Annotated in this window: 11 protein-coding genes and 2 pseudogenes; 8 read left to right on the top strand and 5 right to left on the bottom strand. The window is 36.7% G+C overall.

Annotated features, from left to right (window positions below):
* A pseudogene (locus PVV69_RS07585) lies at positions 1 to 3,591 on the bottom strand (hypothetical protein); the annotation flags it as partial.
* A 1,281-nt stretch (positions 3,592 to 4,872) separates the two neighbouring features.
* A complete protein-coding gene (locus PVV69_RS07580) occupies positions 4,873 to 5,409 on the bottom strand; it encodes a helix-turn-helix domain-containing protein (protein ID WP_273757043.1) in 537 nt (178 codons plus the stop codon).
* A 532-nt stretch (positions 5,410 to 5,941) separates the two neighbouring features.
* Here PVV69_RS07580 and PVV69_RS07575 point away from each other — a divergent pair.
* Positions 5,942 to 6,391, top strand: a complete 450-nt coding sequence (locus tag PVV69_RS07575) for a hypothetical protein (protein ID WP_273757042.1) — start codon at positions 5,942 to 5,944, stop codon at positions 6,389 to 6,391.
* Entirely contained in the window at positions 6,372 to 6,653 is a 282-nt protein-coding gene (locus tag PVV69_RS07570; protein ID WP_273720151.1) for a hypothetical protein, read from the top strand. The genes PVV69_RS07575 and PVV69_RS07570 overlap by 20 nt, the downstream gene beginning before the upstream one ends.
* 527 nt (positions 6,654 to 7,180) lie before the next feature.
* Here PVV69_RS07570 and PVV69_RS07565 read toward each other — a convergent pair.
* A complete protein-coding gene (locus PVV69_RS07565) occupies positions 7,181 to 8,392 on the bottom strand; it encodes an MFS transporter (RefSeq protein WP_273757041.1) in 1,212 nt (403 codons plus the stop codon).
* Positions 8,393 to 9,153: 761 nt separating this feature from the next.
* Entirely contained in the window at positions 9,154 to 9,336 is a 183-nt protein-coding gene (locus PVV69_RS07560) for a hypothetical protein (protein WP_273757040.1), read from the bottom strand.
* A gap of 1,035 nt (positions 9,337 to 10,371) precedes the next feature.
* Between PVV69_RS07560 and PVV69_RS07555 the strand changes: the two genes are divergently transcribed.
* From PVV69_RS07555 to PVV69_RS10010, 6 genes and pseudogenes are all read left to right on the top strand, one after another.
* A complete protein-coding gene (locus tag PVV69_RS07555) occupies positions 10,372 to 11,148 on the top strand; it encodes a trans-aconitate 2-methyltransferase (protein WP_273757039.1) in 777 nt (258 codons plus the stop codon).
* 1,389 nt (positions 11,149 to 12,537) lie between these two features.
* Positions 12,538 to 13,812, top strand: a complete 1,275-nt coding sequence (locus PVV69_RS07550; RefSeq protein WP_273757038.1) for a hypothetical protein — start codon at positions 12,538 to 12,540, stop codon at positions 13,810 to 13,812.
* Positions 13,809 to 15,014 carry an ATP-grasp domain-containing protein gene (locus PVV69_RS07545; RefSeq protein ID WP_273757037.1) on the top strand — a complete coding sequence of 402 codons (1,206 nt, stop codon included), beginning with the start codon at positions 13,809 to 13,811 and terminating at the stop codon, positions 15,012 to 15,014. Before PVV69_RS07550 ends, PVV69_RS07545 begins: the two co-directional genes overlap by 4 nt.
* A 396-nt stretch (positions 15,015 to 15,410) precedes the next feature.
* The gene (locus tag PVV69_RS07535) at positions 15,411 to 15,755 is read left to right on the top strand and encodes a YqcI/YcgG family protein (protein ID WP_273757036.1); all 345 of its coding nucleotides are present in this window, start codon (positions 15,411 to 15,413) and stop codon (positions 15,753 to 15,755) included.
* Positions 15,756 to 15,800: 45 nt separating this feature from the next.
* Positions 15,801 to 16,061 (top strand): cupin domain-containing protein, encoded by a 261-nt coding sequence (locus PVV69_RS07530; RefSeq protein WP_273757035.1) that lies wholly within the window; start codon positions 15,801 to 15,803, stop codon positions 16,059 to 16,061.
* A gap of 784 nt (positions 16,062 to 16,845) precedes the next feature.
* Positions 16,846 to 17,918: pseudogene (locus PVV69_RS10010) on the top strand (MFS transporter).
* Positions 17,919 to 18,698: 780 nt separating this feature from the next.
* On the opposite strand, the gene PVV69_RS07520 reads toward PVV69_RS10010, so the two are convergent.
* Positions 18,699 to 19,742, bottom strand: a complete 1,044-nt coding sequence (locus tag PVV69_RS07520) for a tyrosine-type recombinase/integrase (protein ID WP_273757033.1) — start codon at positions 19,740 to 19,742, stop codon at positions 18,699 to 18,701.
* Between the last annotated feature and the right edge of the window lie 87 nt (positions 19,743 to 19,829).

Below are 19,829 nucleotides of genomic sequence, written 5' to 3'. Positions count from 1 at the left end.
CCATTTAACAAGACTATTGCCTGTTACATTGTTAATCTGACTATAGATATCTGTGATAGAAGTATCAACAGCATCAAAAGCATCAGCAACATTCTGGTAATTGTTCTTAACAATACCACCATTCGTGTCACGCTGAGAAACCTTGAAAGTAGGAGCTTGCCATTTGCCTTTCTCATACTTAGCGCCACCACCAAAATAGTCCGCAATATCAGTAAATCCAACGATCATATTATGATCAACCTGAAAGACATTTCCATTAACTGCATCTAAAGCTGAACCAACATCACTATATCGCTTTATATCTATTGTACCATCTTCCTCAATAGTCTTTAACTCATATTCTGGTCCTGTAAATTGACCATTTTCAAATGAAGTACCTCCACCAAAAAACTTCGCAATTTTTCCAGATATTGTATTAATCTGGCTACCATTAATAGCATCACTTGAGTCAGCAGAAATGTCTCCATCTTTCACACCTGCGATAGTCCGCTCCCCCTCAGTACCTGCGATATTAATTTCCATACCGCCTTTTTGCGCACCAATTGTGATAAGCTTCTGGTCTTCTATCCATTTAACAAGACTATTGCCTGTTACATTGTTAATCTGACTATAGATATCTGTGATAGAAGTATCAACAGCATCAAAAGCATCAGCAACATTCTGGTAATTGTTCTTAACAATACCACCATTCGTGTCACGCTGAGAAACCTTGAAAGTAGGAGCTTGCCATTTGCCTTTCTCATACTTAGCGCCACCACCAAAATAGTCCGCAATATCAGTAAATCCAACGATCATATTATGATCAACCTGAAAGACATTTCCATTAACTGCATCTAAAGCTGAACCAACATCACTATATCGCTTTATATCTATTGTACCATCTTCCTCAATAGTCTTTAACTCATATTCTGGTCCTGTAAATTGACCATTTTCAAATGAAGTACCTCCACCAAAAAATTGTGCAACATCTTGAGAAATTTTATTAATCTGGCTACCATTAATAGCATCCGTTGAAGCTTTAGTAATATCACCATTTTTTACGTTATGCAGAGCGACTTGTCCGTTGATTTTCCCACCACCCAAAGTCACACTCTCATAATTGACAGTGCCATCACTCTTTTTATCGTAGAGAACCGCAAAAGCGTTCACATTGTTAATTACAAAAGCATTTACCTCCTTAATACTATCATCAAGTTGATCTTTGTTAACAGCTTCATTACCTTTCTCTGCTGCTTTCACGCCTGCGATAGTCCTATCTGCACCTGATTTGTTTGCAATATTGATTTTAGTACCACCTTTTTCCTTACCAATGGTGATAAGTTCTTGCCCTTCGTCCCATTTAACAAGACTATTACCTGCTATCTGATTTTTTACTTCGTTTAACTGTGAAACATTCACTGCATCGGTATTTTCAGTGCCCTTTTCTACTCCTTTGATCGTTTTATTACCAGCATGAATGCCTTGAACTGTTATGCTCGGCCCATCACCATCTTTAAACGCAAAGCCAACAGCATTCATAATGCTTTCTCCTGCTGTGACAGTCGTTACATTAATATTATCAGCTAAATCAAACTTTACTTCATTGTTGGCGCCTCTTACAATCTTGATATTTTTATTAAAGTCATCATCTTCAACGGCTGTAAACTTTACTGTACTACCTGCCCCAACATCTGTAGTCTCTTCATCTTCAACAGCAAGTTTCCAGCCTGTTTTTATCCCTGCGGTCAAATCTTTCAGCTGCTTAAAATTCACTGCATCGGTATCATCAGTCCCCTCTACTACTTTCGTAATCTTTTTACTACCAGCATCAATACCAGCAGTCGTGATTTGAGGACCATTACCATCAACAAAAGCAAAACCTGCTTCACTTATAAGAGTATTCCCTGCGGTGACACTTTTTACTGTAATATTATCAGCTAAACCAAATGTGACATTGTGGTCATTATCTTTTTCTATTTTGATATTCTTTTTATTTTCGTTGCCAGCTGCTTGTAAATTTACCATGCCATTTGGACCAATAGCTGTAGCATCTCCACCTTCAACAGCAAGTTGCCAGCTTGTTTTAGTCGCCTCTTGTATAGCCTTCAATTGCTTATAATTTACAGCTTCATTATCTTCAGTCGCGTCTGCTACTCCGGTAATGACTTTATTACCAGCATCAATACCATCAATAGTCATCATTGGCCCATTTTCGATAATAAAGCCATCATCACTCATAGAGCTTTGACCTGTGGTGACCTTTGTTAACTTAAGATTATCAGCCAAAGTGAATTCAATTTTATGCTTATTATCTGCAGTATTTCGTGCAATTTTTAAGTTATCTTTTCCTACCGCACTATTTGTTACTGAAAAATCTACTGTATTGCCTGAATTAACATTTGTAGGATCTGTATCGTTAGCAGAAATTTTCCAACTTCCTCCTCCTGCTATGACATCTCTCATAGCTTTTAACTGTGCAACATTTACTGCATCAGTATCAGCACTACCAGCAGCCACACCAGTAATTTGCCGTGTTAAATTACCCTTGCCATCACGACCACCAACTTCTCCAATACTGAAAGCACCTGTAGTGCTTTGCCATGCAATACCGGTTTCTGTTGTCTCTTTACCTGTTGCAGGATCATACCCCTTGCCCTTTTCTCTATCAGAGATAGAGCCACCACCCACAGCAACACCATCCTTAGAAAAGACTTGCGCATTTATACCAATGGCAACCGAATCTTCCTTTTCAGCATAAGCATGCGTACCTATAGCAATGGCATTTTCAGCCTTCGCTGTTACTTTTCTGTTTGGATCATTAGGATCAGTTCTATCAGAGCGCCTACCCCCTATTGCAATAGAACCTGAACCCAAAGCTTCAGCGTCTACACCTATAGCAATCGCATAATTCTTTGCCGCCTTTACTTTTGTCCCCAAAGCAACACTATTTTGACCTAATGCAGTTGCAAGCCCTCCAATAGCAACTGCAGATTTCCCCGATGCCTCGGAATCAACACCCATAGCAACACTTGCTATACCACTTGCAAGCGCAGAAACACCAAAGGCTTGCGCTCCTCCAGCCTTTGCTGTCGCCCCTGCACCAAATACCGTAGAATAATTACCCGTCGCAGCAGATCCACAACCGGTAGCAAAAGAATAAATACCATACGCCTCAGGCATAGCATTCATGACACCAAAAGTCGGCGTCCCCATATAAGCACCACTAATACTTGTTACACCATCACCAACCCAAGTCTCTTTTTCAGTGGTTGTACCATAAGGACTACGACCTCCAAAAACTTTCTCACCAATAAATCTATCATATTGTTCTTGTGCAGTTATTCGTTGACTATCTTTTATTCCCTGTTGTTGTTTGCCCCCACGTCCAACAACACTATCTGCACCGCAGTAGTCATCATCACCAGCAAAAACAATACTGCCATGACTACCATGTGGATACACCACATTGCCTAAGTTCGAACTTAAGTTAGACGCTCCTGTAATCGCCAGATTTGCAGCAAAAACAGGAGAGACACTTGATAAAAGTGCGGCCATGGCAGTTCCTAATGAGACCGCTTTAAGCAAATTTGATTTTGAATATTTTTTTTTCATAAGAACCTCCTCCAACAGAGCTCAATATCATTACAATGCGCAGAAAACTCCCAAGGCAAAACCCTGTTTGCGCACCCAAAACGAATAAATAAAGGTAAAGCTATCCCCTCCTGATGCCGGCATTTCTTACGGCTTCATCCTAAAGTCTCGGTAAAAACATTGAATCTAGAAAAGTCCCCAACCCTTTTAGCTAGAGGGATTCAAGCTAAAAATAAATAAAAACACAAACTTTGAGAATATTACATCATTTCCATCCAAACATATCGCGATTTAGCTCATAATAAAAATAGCTTCTTAAAGAGCAACTCTACCTTTCAAATAAAGCGCATAAACAGAATGGCAAGAGTATGAAAAATAATTTTTCATTAAATCGCAAAATACTTCTTAATTAAATACAAAAAGAGCCCTTTATAATAACTGCTCTTATAAGCATAAATTTATTTTTTTAGACTTCTGACATAAGGTGATAAATAATGATCATTATCATCAATGCATTTTTTCTACGAGATGCTCTACCCTAAAATAGAATAGGCATGTTTGAAAAAACTTTTCCATTTATTGTTATATAAAATCAGTCGTAATTCTTATGAGCAACTTATCTTCGTAAAGCAGAGTTTTTTCATAACCCTCTCTTAATAATGAGCATCTAAAACAGACCTTAAAAACATTTTTACAAATAAAGCATAATCTTTCTGTTTTGTGTACAAAAAATACAAAATGTTTCCTTATAATGAAGACGTTATAGGTTTTTGATTAAGAAAAAGACATTATGAAAAATGCGTGTTGCTGAATCCAAACTGTTATATTAAAGACAATTGCTAATATTCATTGAACACTTTCAAAATATGTGGCTAGGATATTGGTATGTTTAGACGTACATCCTATAACTTAAAATGCACATTTTAGTGAAGTTTTTGACTTATCAAAGAGGAGATGCCTGTGGCTTTCTATTCTCATCAAATGGTATGTTTCGAAAACTTGCTTTTCCTTTACGAAAGCAAAACAAAAACTTTACTAAAAATAATACAATACTGAAAAATCAAATCATTCGTAGGTCAAGCCTTTATAATTGCTCTCTTTTGCCTCTGAATATCATCCGTTCATTTGTCTCTTGACAAAAAGATCTACAGTATATTCTTGAAATGAATATGCACGTTGTGCAAATTTTTTTCTGTATCCAAAAATGATAAAAATTATGCGGATAATTTATGTTGTTGTAGATGTTTACTACTCAATACACTGTTTTTGAGACAGTATTTTACAGCAAAAAAGATTTTTATTTCAGGGAGCTTTCGTCTTTTTTTTCGTTGTTTGCTGTGTCTTTTCAGCTTCAATTTGGCGTTTTAAATGCAGTTTTAACAGAGGCAAAGTTGCTTCAACTTCTTCCATATCATAGATGTTCTGAATAAGCTCTTGCAATCTTCCATAAAGCTCTGCTGCTAATTCTGCCACATCTTCAGGAGAAAGTGTTATTTGTACATCATAATAAGTCGTATAAGCCAAATGCCCAAGCTTTTTCATCACCCCTGCAGGGATGGCTTGCGGTTTAAAACCAGCAGCTTTGGCCTTGGCTATATCTGCAAACATTTCACCTTTACCAGTTATCAGCCAATCTAATGAGACACCGCAAATTTCTTTGTATTTAGAGAGAGCAGAGGCGGTAGGTTCACTTATACCCGTTTCATAAGTTCCTATGGAACCAGCAGTTACACCAAGATGTTCAGCAAATTGTTTACGCTCCGTAAAACCAAGTATGCGTCGCACTTCACGAAAACGTCTTGCCAATTCGGTTTTAGGTTCTTTTTCAGGACGTGCCAAAAAAATTACTCCAAAATCAATATAATCGTTGAATAAATAATTATATTGATTTATATTTCCTATCACTGCCCATTAAGGTGGGCAGTCATTTTAAATAAACTCCACAAAAATGGATGCTATAGTATCCATTGAAGCAGGAACGAAATTTATGACAATCACACAAAAAATGCGATCGCCGTAGTATTTTTCTAAGCTGCGCCATTATCATATGACCTTGGAAAACGTACAAAAACTTCTCAAAGACTATTTTCCAGTGTCAAAAACATTTGGACACAGCCCAATGAAAAAGCCAAACGCGCCATTACTAACTTTATCAGTTTGCCCGTTAAGCCAATTTTATCGATCACTCTTTCAAAAATCGCAGTCGCATTCCTTCAACAGCAAAAAAGCTCAATACGATTTTTCTTACCCTTCCTGGGCAACAATACTGCTTAAACCTCTTTGCAAGGATCTACATATCAAACGTATTCCCATCATTTTTAAATTACAACATAAGATAAAAGGTTTATCAATGTCTAAAAGTTAATACAAAATGGATAAGATAAGTGATGTTCTACAAAAAATGAGAATATCAACTCTTTTTCAAAAACTAAACATTTACAAACCACACTTACTTATTAACAATGACACTGATTTAGCTTTTATTGGCAATAATGAGTTCTTCAAGCGCTTTGCTTATCGTCAAAAGAATTTCTCTTACGTGCAAATTAAAAGCTGTTTAGCGATACAACTTAAATTCTGCAAACTCTATAGTAAAAATCTTGTTACATTTCTCCATGATTGGAAAATTCATAATCTTAACGCAATAACGTTTCTCACAAACAGCGTTTTTAAAACTGCTTCTTTACAGAAAATTGACAAAACGATTATGTTGGTATACATGGCAATTCTTGGTGGTGACAATGAGGTGATACCTAAAATATCAAAGCCACATGGGAAAGCCGCAACATGGAGGAGTGAGCATGGCCTCTTTATGCGATAAAGAATTGTCCGATACACTTGTTGGTCTTTATGATGACTATCAACGCGGTTTTGATATTGGAGAAGAGCTTAAATTATGCGTCGATTTGGCTTTATCTCTTGAATTGGAACTGAGTATTCATCGTTTAAGTGAAGCAGATACGATTTTGAAAAAGGAAATTATACAAACCTTGCACCGTCGCAAAAACATTCATTCCAATGAAAATGAAACAATTGATGAGACTGACACAATTATTCATATGGATTTCGAAGAACGCAATTAAGGAAACATAACCTTATAAAATATGAGGGAGGCTGATTGTTCTGCCCTCTATTATGGCATATCGGATTGATTTATAAAGATAATTTATCGTTATCTCTATTGAATAATAACCCCGCATATTCTAAAATTCTTTCCTTTCACATCTGTATAGATTAACCATTCGTTTGCATGTCACAAGCGGGAGTGCCGTGTAGATAAAACAAAGAAAGAAAAAATCCCTCTCCTAAATGCTCTCAGGCGCTAAGGAATATCGTAACATTGGGAGCTGGCAAATAGTATGATGATGCTGCCTGCTAAAACATAAAAACTTTTCAAAGTTTTTAAGCGCTGTATTAGAGAACCATCGCGATAGTAGATTTTATCAAAAAGAACTCTTGACGCTTTCTTATAATGCGTCAACACAACTCACATTTTAGAGCATCAATAAAACTTATGCTTTATTCGTTAGCTTCCTTAGCATTCACTTCCCCTTTAAAAGCAAAATATGAAAGCTCTCGTAAATGTTTGTGAATAACGCTTAAATAAAATTTATTGTTTTTCACTTTTGTAAAAGAGGGCGATAAGCGCACCAATAACAGCAATCATACCTTGAAGAAAGTATATCGACTGAGATGAGGTGCTATTGGTATCACTTGCCATAAAGAGATAGACTCCAAGAATAAAGCACCCAGAAATACCATTAAAACTTGCCTGTAATCTTCCTTGATATTCAGGATCACAAGAGAGTTGCGATAAAGAAATCGAAAGAGCCCAACTTGAAAGCCCAAATCCAATCATGAAATAAATAGGAAAAACAATGTGTGTCTGTGTATTAACAGACAGAATAACAAGACCGATTGCCATAATAGCTAATAAAAGTGCCAGTGTTTTCCTTATAGATAAAACTTTACAAAGAAGTGGCGAAAAAAGCGCACCGGTAAATGCGCCTGCAGAATAAAGCGCTTCCAATATTGCAAAGATCTTGTTATCTGCTCTTAAAATCTCTTGCGTATAAGGAACCAGAATAACAGGAATGGTCATCAAAAGAGTCATAATAATCATCTGGCTTATATAGGGCATAAAAAGAACCGGATTCTGCTTAAAATAACGAAATGATGATATATAACTTTTCCACCAATTGAGTTTATTTTGATTTTCATATTTTCGCATTTCAGGTACTTTCATTGCAAAGTTAAATAAACCAGCAATAATAAAGAATATCCCACCTATGAGAAGCGTTCCTTTTGTGCCTGCATAGGCAAGGATAAATCCACTTAACCCCATACCTATAATAGTGCCAAGTTCATAGACCATATCGATTGTCGCATTTGCATTAAAAAGCTGTTCTTTTGGAACAATACTTTGGATTAAAGGTACAGCTGATGGCATATAAAAAGAGACAAAAATACCTAAGCAAGTAGACAAGACCATTAATTCAATTTCTATACCCAATTTCCCAAGTATTACCCAAGCCACGAGTACCAACCCTCTGACAAGATTTGAAATCATAATCTGCATTTTACGATTGTATTTATCCGCCAATACACCAAAAACAGGTGCAAAAATAATGCTAGGCATCCAGAGAAAAAACATTAGAAGCGCTACACCACGAATTGAACTTGTCTGTTGGTAGGCAAGCCATGACAATGCGATATAATTTAGCCCATTGCCAAATGTAGCAAATAAGCCGCTCAATGTAAAATAGAGAAAAGTCCTACTTTCGAATAAAGCAGCGCGTTCTTTCAAATTTGCCGCGAACATAAATTATCCCCTTCATATAAATATTATTGGGTATATCTTGAAATCCGTTTTTAAATATATGTTTTTTTACAATTTTATATTTTAGCCAGTTAAATTAAAAACTCTTCGCTTAGATGCTTTTAAAATGTTTGTTTTGTCATAGTGTGACTCACTTTTCTATGAAAATAAAAGCACTTTAGAGATAAGGCTAGATCATATTACAATAGCAAAAATATCATAAATATCACTGCTTTTATTGAGCATTTACATTCACACCGTAAACACACTATAGTCGTGTTGAAATCAATTGCTTTGCTTGTACGAAAGGATAGCAGTCCACAAATCAAAAAAAACTGCGAAATCTTACCAAGCCAAAACTGATATCATTGTATAGATATCAAGAAAGAACTATAGCTTCTACTCTGAAAGAACCTTTGCCATTTCATCTCTCACCAGATCTATGAAAGGCAAGAGGATATCAAATTCCCCCCAAAAAAGAGACGTTATTGCCTTCATCTTTAGTTTACTCTCTGTATATGCAAAAATACTTAAGTATATCCATACCTTATCGTGCTTATAGCGCTACATTTAATGTAAAGAATGAAGACATTATCATCACGATAATATTGATCATTTTTCTAACACTTTACCCCCTCCTGCCCCAAATTTTTCAAAAAAGTGCCTTGTGGTTTAATGATAGCCAATTTTCCATATAAGCTTTAAACTAACATACATAAGAGAATATGTGGATAGGTTTTTAAGTTTTATAATCAATAGTAAATTTATGCATAGCCAAAACAAACCTTATCTATATGGTGTCGTATTTGATTATGGATTGAAGAAAGAGAAGCAATTCCATCAATTGCAATAAATCGCTCACCCATTTCTGACAAAAGTTGATATACTTCACAAACTTTTTCAATAAATGAGAGTCTTTCTTCGTATTTTAAGATTAAACCATCCATTCTTTAAGTCATTTGATACGCACAATCTCTTTAGATATGTTTAAATTCATCACTCGTTACCAGAGAGAGATGCATCAAGAATATCAAGTTCCTTTAGTGTAAGAGACTGAAATTTTCAAAATTATTTGCAACGAGAGTCATGTTTTTAAATTTTACATTCAATGAAGCCTTTTGATTTAACAATAGATAAGAGACACTACTTTCTTAAGAAGACCAGCCCCACGCTCCTATGAAGATAAATAAAAAAATTATCTCTCATTGATGTTTATAAGCAAATTTAAACACTTCGTCTCATTGCAATTTATAATCATATACCCCTCTCATACCTTGCATACGAAATATGCTTATTTTATTAAACCACCGTCATAAGCATTGCAATATATCATAATATCATAGAACTATTTCTGCACGAAAAACGAAAATACTAAGCACAATAAAGTGCAACTTTATAGGATGTATGAGCAATCCTGATGCCACCATATGTTGATCGATAGCTATTATTGCTACAAAAATGACATAAGCAAATACCAACTCTTATGGAGCAAGCTTTATAAATCTCAGAATCCACCATTCGCTAGGGATGCTCTACAGATGACTATAATATCCGCTAGGTATAAGAATATATAGATAAACTCAGTATATTTGGCACCTCATATTTTTGAAATTTTTGATTTGAATTTTCTGATAGCATACAAATGTGTGACCTTATCTTTATCTTTTGCATTCGAGTATTCGAATTTGATCGTTCGCATCTAGTGATGCTATAAATTCAATACTCGCTAAAGATATTGAAGCGATAATCGCGCTAAAATTAGGACGGATTTTTATCGGAATGTATGAAACTTTTACCTGATTATGATTGCACTACAAAAGAGATCACTTAGAAAGAAATGTGCGCAATCAATTTTATCAAATGAAAGAGAAAAGATACTAAAGGGTAGTACTCATTTCGCTCTTTTGCAGAATTTATGCTTCATATACTAGCAAAAGAAGAGCTTCTCAATTATGTATGGCAGCAATTATAAGGAGGGTGCTATGATACAAAGCGTTCAACCCAAAAATGAAAAATTTGACGGATTGGCTAATGATTATGATCGCTATCGTCCGCGCTATCCTCTTTCCTTATTGAAAACTATGCTGCTTCCTTTTAAGGAAAAAAAACATTTATCCATTGTGGATGTGGGGGCTGGAACAGGCATTGCATTAGAAGGAATTGTTAAACTTCTAGGAAACGAACACCAATATCATGCTATCGATGTATCGGCGGATATGATTAAGCAGGGACAAAGAAAGTTTCCTTTTGTGCAATGGTATCAAGGCAAAGCTGAAAGCCTATTGCCCAAAATCGGTAAAATTGATCTTGTTGTTGCAGCACAAGCCTTTCAATGGATGAATCGCCCTCTGTTGCTTAGCATTGTCTCAAACCAACTCCAAGCTGGAGGTGTTATGGCGGTCATTCAAAATAATCGTGATTTTAAACAGAGCGAATTTCTCGCCGCTTATGAGACATTGCTAGAAGAAATGAGCCCTCATTATTCCCGTTATTATCGTCATTTTGATTTTCTACAGGAAATGCATGATGGCTTTCGAGTAAATCCAGAAAAGATTTCTCTCCATACACACAATTGGACGATGACAATCCCATCCGATACCTTTATTGGCATGAGCCGCTCTTCAACGCAAGTGCAACGCGCCATTGCTAGGCATGGAGACGAATATTTGCAGCAATTGGCTGCATTGATAAAACAATATGAAGTACAAGGAAATTTGCAGCTTTTGTATCAAAGCGAGCTCTACATGTATGTAAGATAAGCTACCTCTGTTACCTTTGCTCTCTTTCAGTACCCTAAAGCAAATAATGCGCAAAAAACTCACGCTTCATTCATGTGCGCGTTTAAAAGCATTGAACAGATTTTCTCCCTCAGGGCTTAAAGGGATACCCTGTTGCATTCAATCTTTATTATCTACTCTAATGTTTGTACTCAACAGGGAACTTCTTGGCTACGCCATAGTCTTTGAGACAAAATACCTCTTTATCTTCTACTTCATAACAATCAACCGATCGACAGATTGGGTCAGAAAAAGTTTGTTACAGCCATGGTGTTCAAAGTTTGCAAATGTCAAATTTAGATGCATGAAAATATACGTTTTTTTACCAAGGAGGGATTATCCGAATGATGCCCTGTAAAATCACCCGTCCATTATGGATATCAATTAGAGTAAATTCAACGAACAATAGATACATTGCATGTTGGGTTACAGTGCATTGCTTCTTAAACAAACCACTCAAAGAAGGCATCGGAAAATGCGTTTAAAGACAATGCGATGTATAGATTCAGTTCTAAACTAAAGGTTCTCTTTTTGATCGCTTAAAATGAAATTCATTCCTTGTAATAAAAGCTAATTTTTTGTTCACACTGCATCAATTATCATTATCCAGCGGAGCTTTTGAGGATTGATCGCGTAGTGTAGGTGCTATAGAAACAGATGTTATCAAAGCATATCATTGCTCCAAGAAAAAAGACCACATTCAGTTATATAGATAACTGATGAGTTCTTGGCCTTTTCTCGAACCACCGACCGTTACGCATATTCGATATATGATCCCATTAAAAAAGTAACAAGCCAAACCTTGAAAAGCATCACAGAACTATTGTGATCCTCCTTGTAAAAGCATTTGAAGAAAATATTTCTTATATATTTTCAGTTTGATAAGAAGCCAATGCTCAAAATATTATAATTAAGCTGTAAAATAACGATGCTGGTTCATCCAAATCCGCCGTCTACGAATCCTTCTAAAGCTATTCAACAGCGTCCCTTCTTGAAAAAAACACCATGTAAAAACCATGAATATAACCGTGACTTCAACCTGAGATTATAAATTTTCTGCCCGATAACAGAAGTTTTCGTCACAGCAAAATCCAAGCTTATCGTGGTAAGGATCAATAGCACAATCTCAACACCGAGCATAAACATAATCAATCCTGAAGGTTTCCTCTCAAGGGCATAACTACGCTCGTCACTTCGTGAAGCGTCCCCTTATCGACAACGCATCAACACGCAGAGAAAATACTAGCTGCCCTCAATCCCTGAAAATGAATTATCGTCATAACAAAGATCAACGTTCAAATTTATATTATGTCCCTCTCAAAAAAACTTGAAATGCTTAGCAATACGTGTATTGATTATTTGTAGACATGCATGTTGATTATCATATTGCGTATTTTTAGACCTGCGGACATAGGGATTATAGGGGGTGATGTGCGCAAACAGCTGGTGTTTCGATTTTATGGGCTTGTCGTCCTGCTCTATCTTTCTGATATGGTGCTATTCTTAAGTAATCTTTGGAATGCTTATCGTATAACATCCTCATCGGTTTTCCTAGGCGTAACCATGGCTTTGGGAACCCTTACACCCTATCTTTTGAAAAAAAGTAAACTTGTACGCATTAAGTCCTCGTTGCGGTTGGTAGATTTATACAAAAGGCGGATTATCATTTATAGTCTTCTTTTATTGATTGCCCTTTTTCATTATGTCGATTCCCCCTTTGGTTTTATTGCTGTCTCTATCTCTATTGGTTATCTCTCTTTGATCACTCTAAGCACACTCGAGACTTATAATACTAAACTAGCGCTTAGTGGTTATATTAGCGCGCAAAAGGCTTCCCGCATCATGCAAACAGTGGTGCAAATTGGTGCCTTTTTGGGAGCAGCATTGAGTGGTTATCTCTTAGAAGCAACCAGTTCACAAGGAATAGCTGCTGGATTTGGCTATAATGGCTTGATTGCAGTAATTTGTCTGTTTGACATTATCGTAAGCCTTGTGGCCGGTTATGTTATCTTTCGCGATGAATATAGCACCGATAATGCTACAAATGCCACGCAGCTTGCAACCGAGAAGATGCAAACGACACCCCCGAAAGCAGATGGACTCACCTCTGAACTTAAGCTTTTATGCGTCTGTATAAGCCTTATTGGCTTTCATGCTTGCGCCTATAATACACTGGCAACCATTCTTTTTCAAAGTGTGAAAAATTTTGGCTCTGAATATTATGGGCTTTGCAGCGCTATTGCAGGTGTTGGCGCTTTTTTAGCTGCTTTTATCAAAATCCCTCGCTTTGAATTCATCCTCCCAGCCCTATTGTTGAGTGTAGCTGATGCCATTTTTAGCATCACCCAATTACCCTATTTGGCTGTGGTCTTTTGCTTTTTTATTGGCTTTTCGATGAATACCATACGAATTAATGCCCGCAAACATACGATTGAAGCAACCAAGACAGAAACTCAAGCAGAGCTGGTGGGAAGCTATAGCGGCATGCTTTATACTCTTTCCCAATCGGCTGGTTATGTTATCCTTGGTCTCCTTACAAGCTCTGCCCTTATGGGACCACAAGCAGCTGTTTATCTTCTCCCCCCTATAGGACTGATAATCTTTATTTATGTCATTTTCCTTGTCACACAGCGGACCAAAGCATGAGAAAACCTATCCTTATCGTCGATCCTTTCTCCACAGGTGCCCTTTATGGCCCTGCTTTGCAAAAATTAGGCTATGCTTGTTATGGCGTTGTCTCTCAACCAACTCTCTCTTCGCATCTCATGCTTTCTTATCAGGGTGAGGGCATGGCAGAAACAAAACTTCACAGTGTAGAGGAAATAAAGCAGCGCTTTCCGATTGGCGATATAGCAGCCGTAGTGGCTGGTGCTGAGGGAGGTATTTATTGTGCAGAGCAATTGGCTGCTTATTATGGTTGCTCTGGAAACAACCCCTCGACCACCGATTGGCGTCGAAAAAAAGCTGCAATGCAAAGGCGCCTCTATGAAAATGGTTTGTCTTATATCCGCTCAAAAATTCTTACAAAAGATGATTGTGCTCTTGATGATTTTGAAAGCCATAGTGGCTATGTAGTGAAGCCCAATGCTTCTGCTGGAAGCGATGGTGTTTTATTTTTCTCCAACCGTGAGGAAGTGGAAGCGTGGATCTCTGGAATTGATTGGAGGCAGAAAAATATTTTTGGCATGCCTAATGAGGCTTATTTGCTCCAAGAAAGATTAGTAGGAGAAGAATACATCGTAGATGCCGTTGTAAAGGGAGAAGCTATCAAGATATGCAGTTTATCGCGCTATAAAAAGGGGCTCCATAATGGCAGTGCTTTTGTTTATGAATCGCTTGATGTGCTCGATGCTCAAGACTCTCTTTATGCTGATCTTATCTCTTATGCAAAAAAATGTATTAGCGCAGTGGGAATTGAATATGGACCTGCGCATATGGAAATCATGCAAACCGCTCACGGTCCCGTGATGATTGAAGTGGGAGCCCGCCTTCACGGAGGTATTGCACCCTCCTTGTTCGTGCATTGCTATGAAGATGATTTACTGAAAAGCTCTATCAACCTTATTGCGGGGGTATTTTCGCAAACACCAAGCCGCTTTAAGAAAAAAGGGCGTATTCTCTTTCTTATCAACAAGACTGAAGGTCTTATCATAAAAGATATGAACCTATGGCAGCAAAAACTTCATTCTTGCGAAAATGTGGTTCATTTTATGCTCTTTTTTAAAGAAAATGAGCCTCTACCTCTGACAATCGATTTAAATACCTGCCCAGCTATTATAGCAATTTTGGGCGAAAATGATGATGAACTATCAACCTTAGAGGACTCAATTCGTAGCAGTTTCTTATAAAATATAACAGTTGGGAGGAAAACATGGATTCAGCAACGCAAATAATGAGAAATATAGACAAATATGAAAAATGGAAGCAGATTGTTTTTAAAGAATTCGATGTGCTCATGAATAACAAAACTAGACTTTTTCCCTGCTTATTCGGGGTGAATGGATACCAAAAAGACATGCTCCGATTTGGATTCTACAACAAGTTGACCGCAAAAAAATATGATGCAAGACCTTATAAATTATTGCGATACTTATAAGAGTTTTGGAAAAAACACATCTTTTGTTGCATTCGAGGCGCCTGCCCCTGTACAAAGTATCGAAGTTTATAGAGAAAAATTTTGATCTATCCTTAAAGATTTAAGAGCTCTTGACGAGCGAGATTGGCCTGAGCATATACCCCAAAATATGGACGATCCTCTATGGGAGTTTTGCTTTCATGGCGGACCTATGTTCATAGTTTGCAATACACCATCTCATATAAACAGAATAAGTAGAAAAAGCTCTACATTTATGTTAACCTTCCAGCCAAGGTGGGTTTTTTCTGATTTGCTCGATACGGAACAAAAAGCAAAGAATGCATTCTCCGCTGTAGGGAAAAGACTTGAACCTTTTGATATTATCACAAAATCCCCCTTTTTAGGAAAATATGGCGATCCCAATAATAGAGAGTGGATGCAATACTTCCTGCAAGATAATAATATTGAATCCCCATCTTGCCCGTATCATATCATGGAGCACGATAATGACTAAGTTTTCTAAAATTCAATTAAATAAAATATCTATGATATCTTAAAAATGATGCTGCCAAAACAAGGCTCGATAGAGATACAAAAAGATTTTCCAGGAAAAATACACGATTGGCATACCCATAAGGTCGATGAAACTCTCTTAATTATAGAGGGAGAGTTAGATTTTTTCTATAGTGAAAAGCGTATAACCTGTACACCAGGAAATATGATACATCTTCCTGCCAACACAAAGCATAAATCAGTAGCTGCAGATACAGGATGCATATACGCAATTGCTACGGAAATGCTCGCTCTTGAAAATGAGTAGAGGAATGCTCTCTCGTTGATTTCCTCTGATACAGGGGACCTTTTCGTTCCCTTCCCATAAAGCTGTACTTCTTAGGTTCTGCAGCGGATCAGATTATTAATTTGACTGCTTCCAGCTCACATCTAATGTAGATGCTCCTTCGAGCATCGTATTGCGCTCATCACAGTTCATTTTGCCCTATGTTCTATAATGAAAAAATGGATAATGTAGAAAAACACTCTGACCACTCGAAAATACTGAGTTTGTGCTATGCGCAGCCAATAATCTGGGATCAGATCTTTTCATTTTATCAACCAAACTATCTGCAACATGAAGGGTGCACCGTTATATACCTGTTCAGTTATGGCAAATGCTGTTGGGGGGCTATTTATTATCCCAAGTAAAACCAGATGTTTTTCATGTGCTAATCAGAATCATATGAAAAATATCAATGATTTTGTTAAGAATACTAAGCAAAATTCTATGAACCTTTATGATACCCATATAATACGGTTGCTGGTTATTTGACTGTTCTTAAAAAAATGAAATATTTCACGGATTTTAACTAATGAAAAAATATAGAAAGGATATTCTTCATCAATCTTTCTAAATAGTCAATTGATAAAGCTAGAGATCCATAGAGCCGCTATTGCCATATTTGTCATAAAAGTATAAGTTTCCACGTCATTTATTTCATAAAGTGATGTACTGATTACTTTAAGAGCGTTGATGTACTCATTGCTTTATTTGTGTTGGTGGGGAATAAATGACGAGTATATGAGCGTTTGGATTTTTATTTAACGGTATAAGGATTTTAACAGGCGCCTTTATTGTCTTTTATATGCTTGAAAAAGGCTTGACGCTTATTGATATCGGTATCATTACGTCATTTCAAGCCTTTGTCATGATGGTTACAGATATTCCCTTGGATATTTTGCAGATAGAAAAAGTTATAAAATATCGATCATTTTAGCAGGAGCTTTTGTGCAGCCACATGGATCTTTCTCATGGGCATTTCTATAAACTTTTACGGTTTTCTTCTAGCAGAGCTTTTTAATGCCTTATCACTTACATTGATTGCTGGTGCCTATAACGCCTTACTTTTTCAATATGCAAAAACAAAACGTACATCTACAAAAAAGGTGCTTGGTTCCAGCTCTCAATATAATTACATTGGCATGTTTGTATTTAGTTTGATAGGTGCATATTTTGCCGATTATTCTAGCCAATACATATAGTATATCTCTGCATTTCTCATGATGATGACAACACTCTTTTGCTTGTTTTTTTGGATGATCTAAAAGGAGAGAAAGAAGCAAAAAAAAGCGACTTCTTTTATTTATGACGCAAAAGAGATGTTATCTATTTTTATTAAAATTCCTTATATTTCTCTCTATTTTTATCTTTTACTTATTTTTTTCAATATATTTTCGCAGTATTGGCAGTGGATATTTAAAGATTATAATATCAATGTAAGTTATTTTTAGCTTGGCATAATCTTCTCTCTTATATTGCTCTCCCAGCTACTTGCTAGTTTTCTATTTACAAACTTAAGTCAGAGGATGAATTTTGTTTTACTCCTATTACTTTCAGCTGCCATGATTTTTACAGTTGTTTTCTTTGAACCAAGAAAAGAAATTGCTGTTCTTTTAGTCTGTATGATTTTTTATTTAATTAAGTATACATATCTTCGCGTGGAAGTAGCCCTGCACGACAGTATTAATGATAAGTCTTAGAGCTACATACGAGTCATTCTTGTCGACTATTGGGAGACTTAGTCTCTTAGTATTTTTTTACATGAATGCATATATGGTCAATATATTTGGCTTTTTGTCGTTGGTTTATATTTTGGGTATATATTTACTTATTTGTTTGTAGTGTTTTTTTAGAAGGAACTTTTTAAAAATCACACTGAGAATACTAACTTATCATTATCACGAACATTTCACGAGAGGCGGAGTAAAACATTTGAATATCACGATAGAGCTTAGGATTTTCGAGCACCAATCATATCACTTGCCGTGAATCTATGTTGTTTGAGTTCGGTGGCGTATAAATTATTAACTTTTCTGCTTTCAACCCAAACCCAAGCACAGAAGTTTTCCAGGCACGGCGTCGTGCTCTTTATGGTTGATTTTGTAATATAAAATAGAAAACGGCTTATTTAGTAATTACCGCATCTTTTGCCGCAACAGTTCAGCCTGCTCTTCATCTATAATGGATGAAAAATTCTCAGAGTCGTGGATTCCATAGCCATAGAGAATAGTAGTATATTGTGAAAATAAATGTCCGATAGAGACCCCGTTTAATGAGATCTAATCTACTTAATATATCTTATTTTCCAGTATTCTTATAGCTTACAAGCTTTTATCTCTCTACTCAAAAAGACCGTATTTGGGAGTAGAGAGATAAAATAGCCCCCTCTATACCAGTCACCTATAAAAACACTTAGCAATGTAAGCAATTTAAAAGGTAGGTAATAAACAGAAAAATCAGCCAACAGAATCAAAGGGCCTAAAATTCCCAAACTTTTATATAATCCATTAATTTTATGATAAATGGCGGAGAGAGAGGGAGCGTTATATTTATATAAAATCAATAAGTTATATAAAAGTTCGGGAATTTTGATTCCGTTGATTCTTTTAACTTATTTTATGTCTATCCCGAACCTTTTTGTAGCTTTTTGATTGCTTCTATTGCAAGTCGTTTTCTATCAGCTGTTTTGGTATAAAGGGATGCCATTTTATCTTCTGTCCAGCCAAAAAGCGCTTTCATTTGCGAAACTGTAGCACCAGCATTGGCGGCGCGTGTTGCTGCTAATTTTCGCAATCCATGGGCTGATTTTTTAATACCCGCCGCATTACATGCTTCACGAAATAGATTGCCAAAACTTTCTTTTACAAGCTTATTTCCACTTTTACCGCAGATGAATGTTTCATTACCTATGGGACCAATTTTAAGGGTTTCCTCTAGTTCTGGTAAAATAGGAAGAAAAACATCTGTTTTAAATTGGCTCTTTTCTGTTTTGAGATGGATGATATTATATTTGACATCTTTCCAGCCGATACGAACGGCATCACCACGACGCAAGCCGGTATACAAAAGGACGTTAATCCAGACGCGTTCATGTGTACCATGTGACCAACGGTGATAATATTTGTCTATGTCCTCTTCTAGCCATGGCAGTAATCCCTCTCTGTTCAAAGATTTTGGTGCTTTTATATTAAAGGCAGGATTTCTATTTAAAAGGGCATTATCAACCGCCCAATTAAAGAGACCGTTTAAAGAGGTCAAAAAATGTTTTGCAGCCGCGGGGGTCTCTCGCCTTCTGTCTACGGCTTCAAGAATGTGTTGTTTGTTTATACTTTTATATGCACGATTACCGATATGTTTAGAAACATTATTCAGAATTCGATATTTAACTTTTTTAGTAGATTCTGATTGATTATGCCATTGCATGCTTTGTAAATACTGATGCAACAACCAATCGAAAGACCCTTCTGTGAGTCTGGTACGCCTCTTTGTTTTGGAGGAGCCATTTTGCGCTTGTTTAATAGCCAGCGTATAATTGTCAACAAACTCTTGCGTTCCATAGGTTCCTTCAATCCGAAACCGTGGTCCATGACCAATACGGACATACCATATGATTTTACCATGGCGTGTACGTTCACGAACAAGATGCGGTGGACGGCGTTTTGGCATGGCTAAAACTTTATACCGTCGACAGAGGGGCAGCTTTTGCTGGTCTCGTAGTCTTCTTGTTCATTTTCAAGCGGTGGAAAATCATCA

This window comes from Bartonella sp. MM73XJBT, assembly GCF_028618465.1.
Lineage (GTDB): Bacteria > Pseudomonadota > Alphaproteobacteria > Rhizobiales > Rhizobiaceae > Bartonella.
This window is presented reverse-complemented; position numbering and strand designations above follow the sequence as displayed.

Bases quoted from the DNA above. Each gene is read 5' to 3' on its own strand.
- PVV69_RS07520 (WP_273757033.1), bottom strand. From the start codon at position 19,742: ATGCCAAAACGCCGTCCACCGCATCTTGTTCGTGAACGTACACGCCAT.
- PVV69_RS07555 (WP_273757039.1), top strand. From the start codon at position 10,372: ATGATACAAAGCGTTCAACCCAAAAATGAAAAATTTGACGGATTGGCT.
- PVV69_RS07550 (WP_273757038.1), top strand. From the start codon at position 12,538: ATGTTGATTATCATATTGCGTATTTTTAGACCTGCGGACATAGGGATT.
- PVV69_RS07545 (WP_273757037.1), top strand. From the start codon at position 13,809: ATGAGAAAACCTATCCTTATCGTCGATCCTTTCTCCACAGGTGCCCTT.
- PVV69_RS07530 (WP_273757035.1), top strand. From the start codon at position 15,801: ATGATGCTGCCAAAACAAGGCTCGATAGAGATACAAAAAGATTTTCCA.
- PVV69_RS07575 (WP_273757042.1), top strand. From the start codon at position 5,942: ATGGATAAGATAAGTGATGTTCTACAAAAAATGAGAATATCAACTCTT.
- PVV69_RS07565 (WP_273757041.1), bottom strand. From the start codon at position 8,392: ATGTTCGCGGCAAATTTGAAAGAACGCGCTGCTTTATTCGAAAGTAGG.
- PVV69_RS07535 (WP_273757036.1), top strand. From the start codon at position 15,411: ATGGACGATCCTCTATGGGAGTTTTGCTTTCATGGCGGACCTATGTTC.
- PVV69_RS07560 (WP_273757040.1), bottom strand. From the start codon at position 9,336: ATGGATGGTTTAATCTTAAAATACGAAGAAAGACTCTCATTTATTGAA.
- PVV69_RS07570 (WP_273720151.1), top strand. From the start codon at position 6,372: ATGGCCTCTTTATGCGATAAAGAATTGTCCGATACACTTGTTGGTCTT.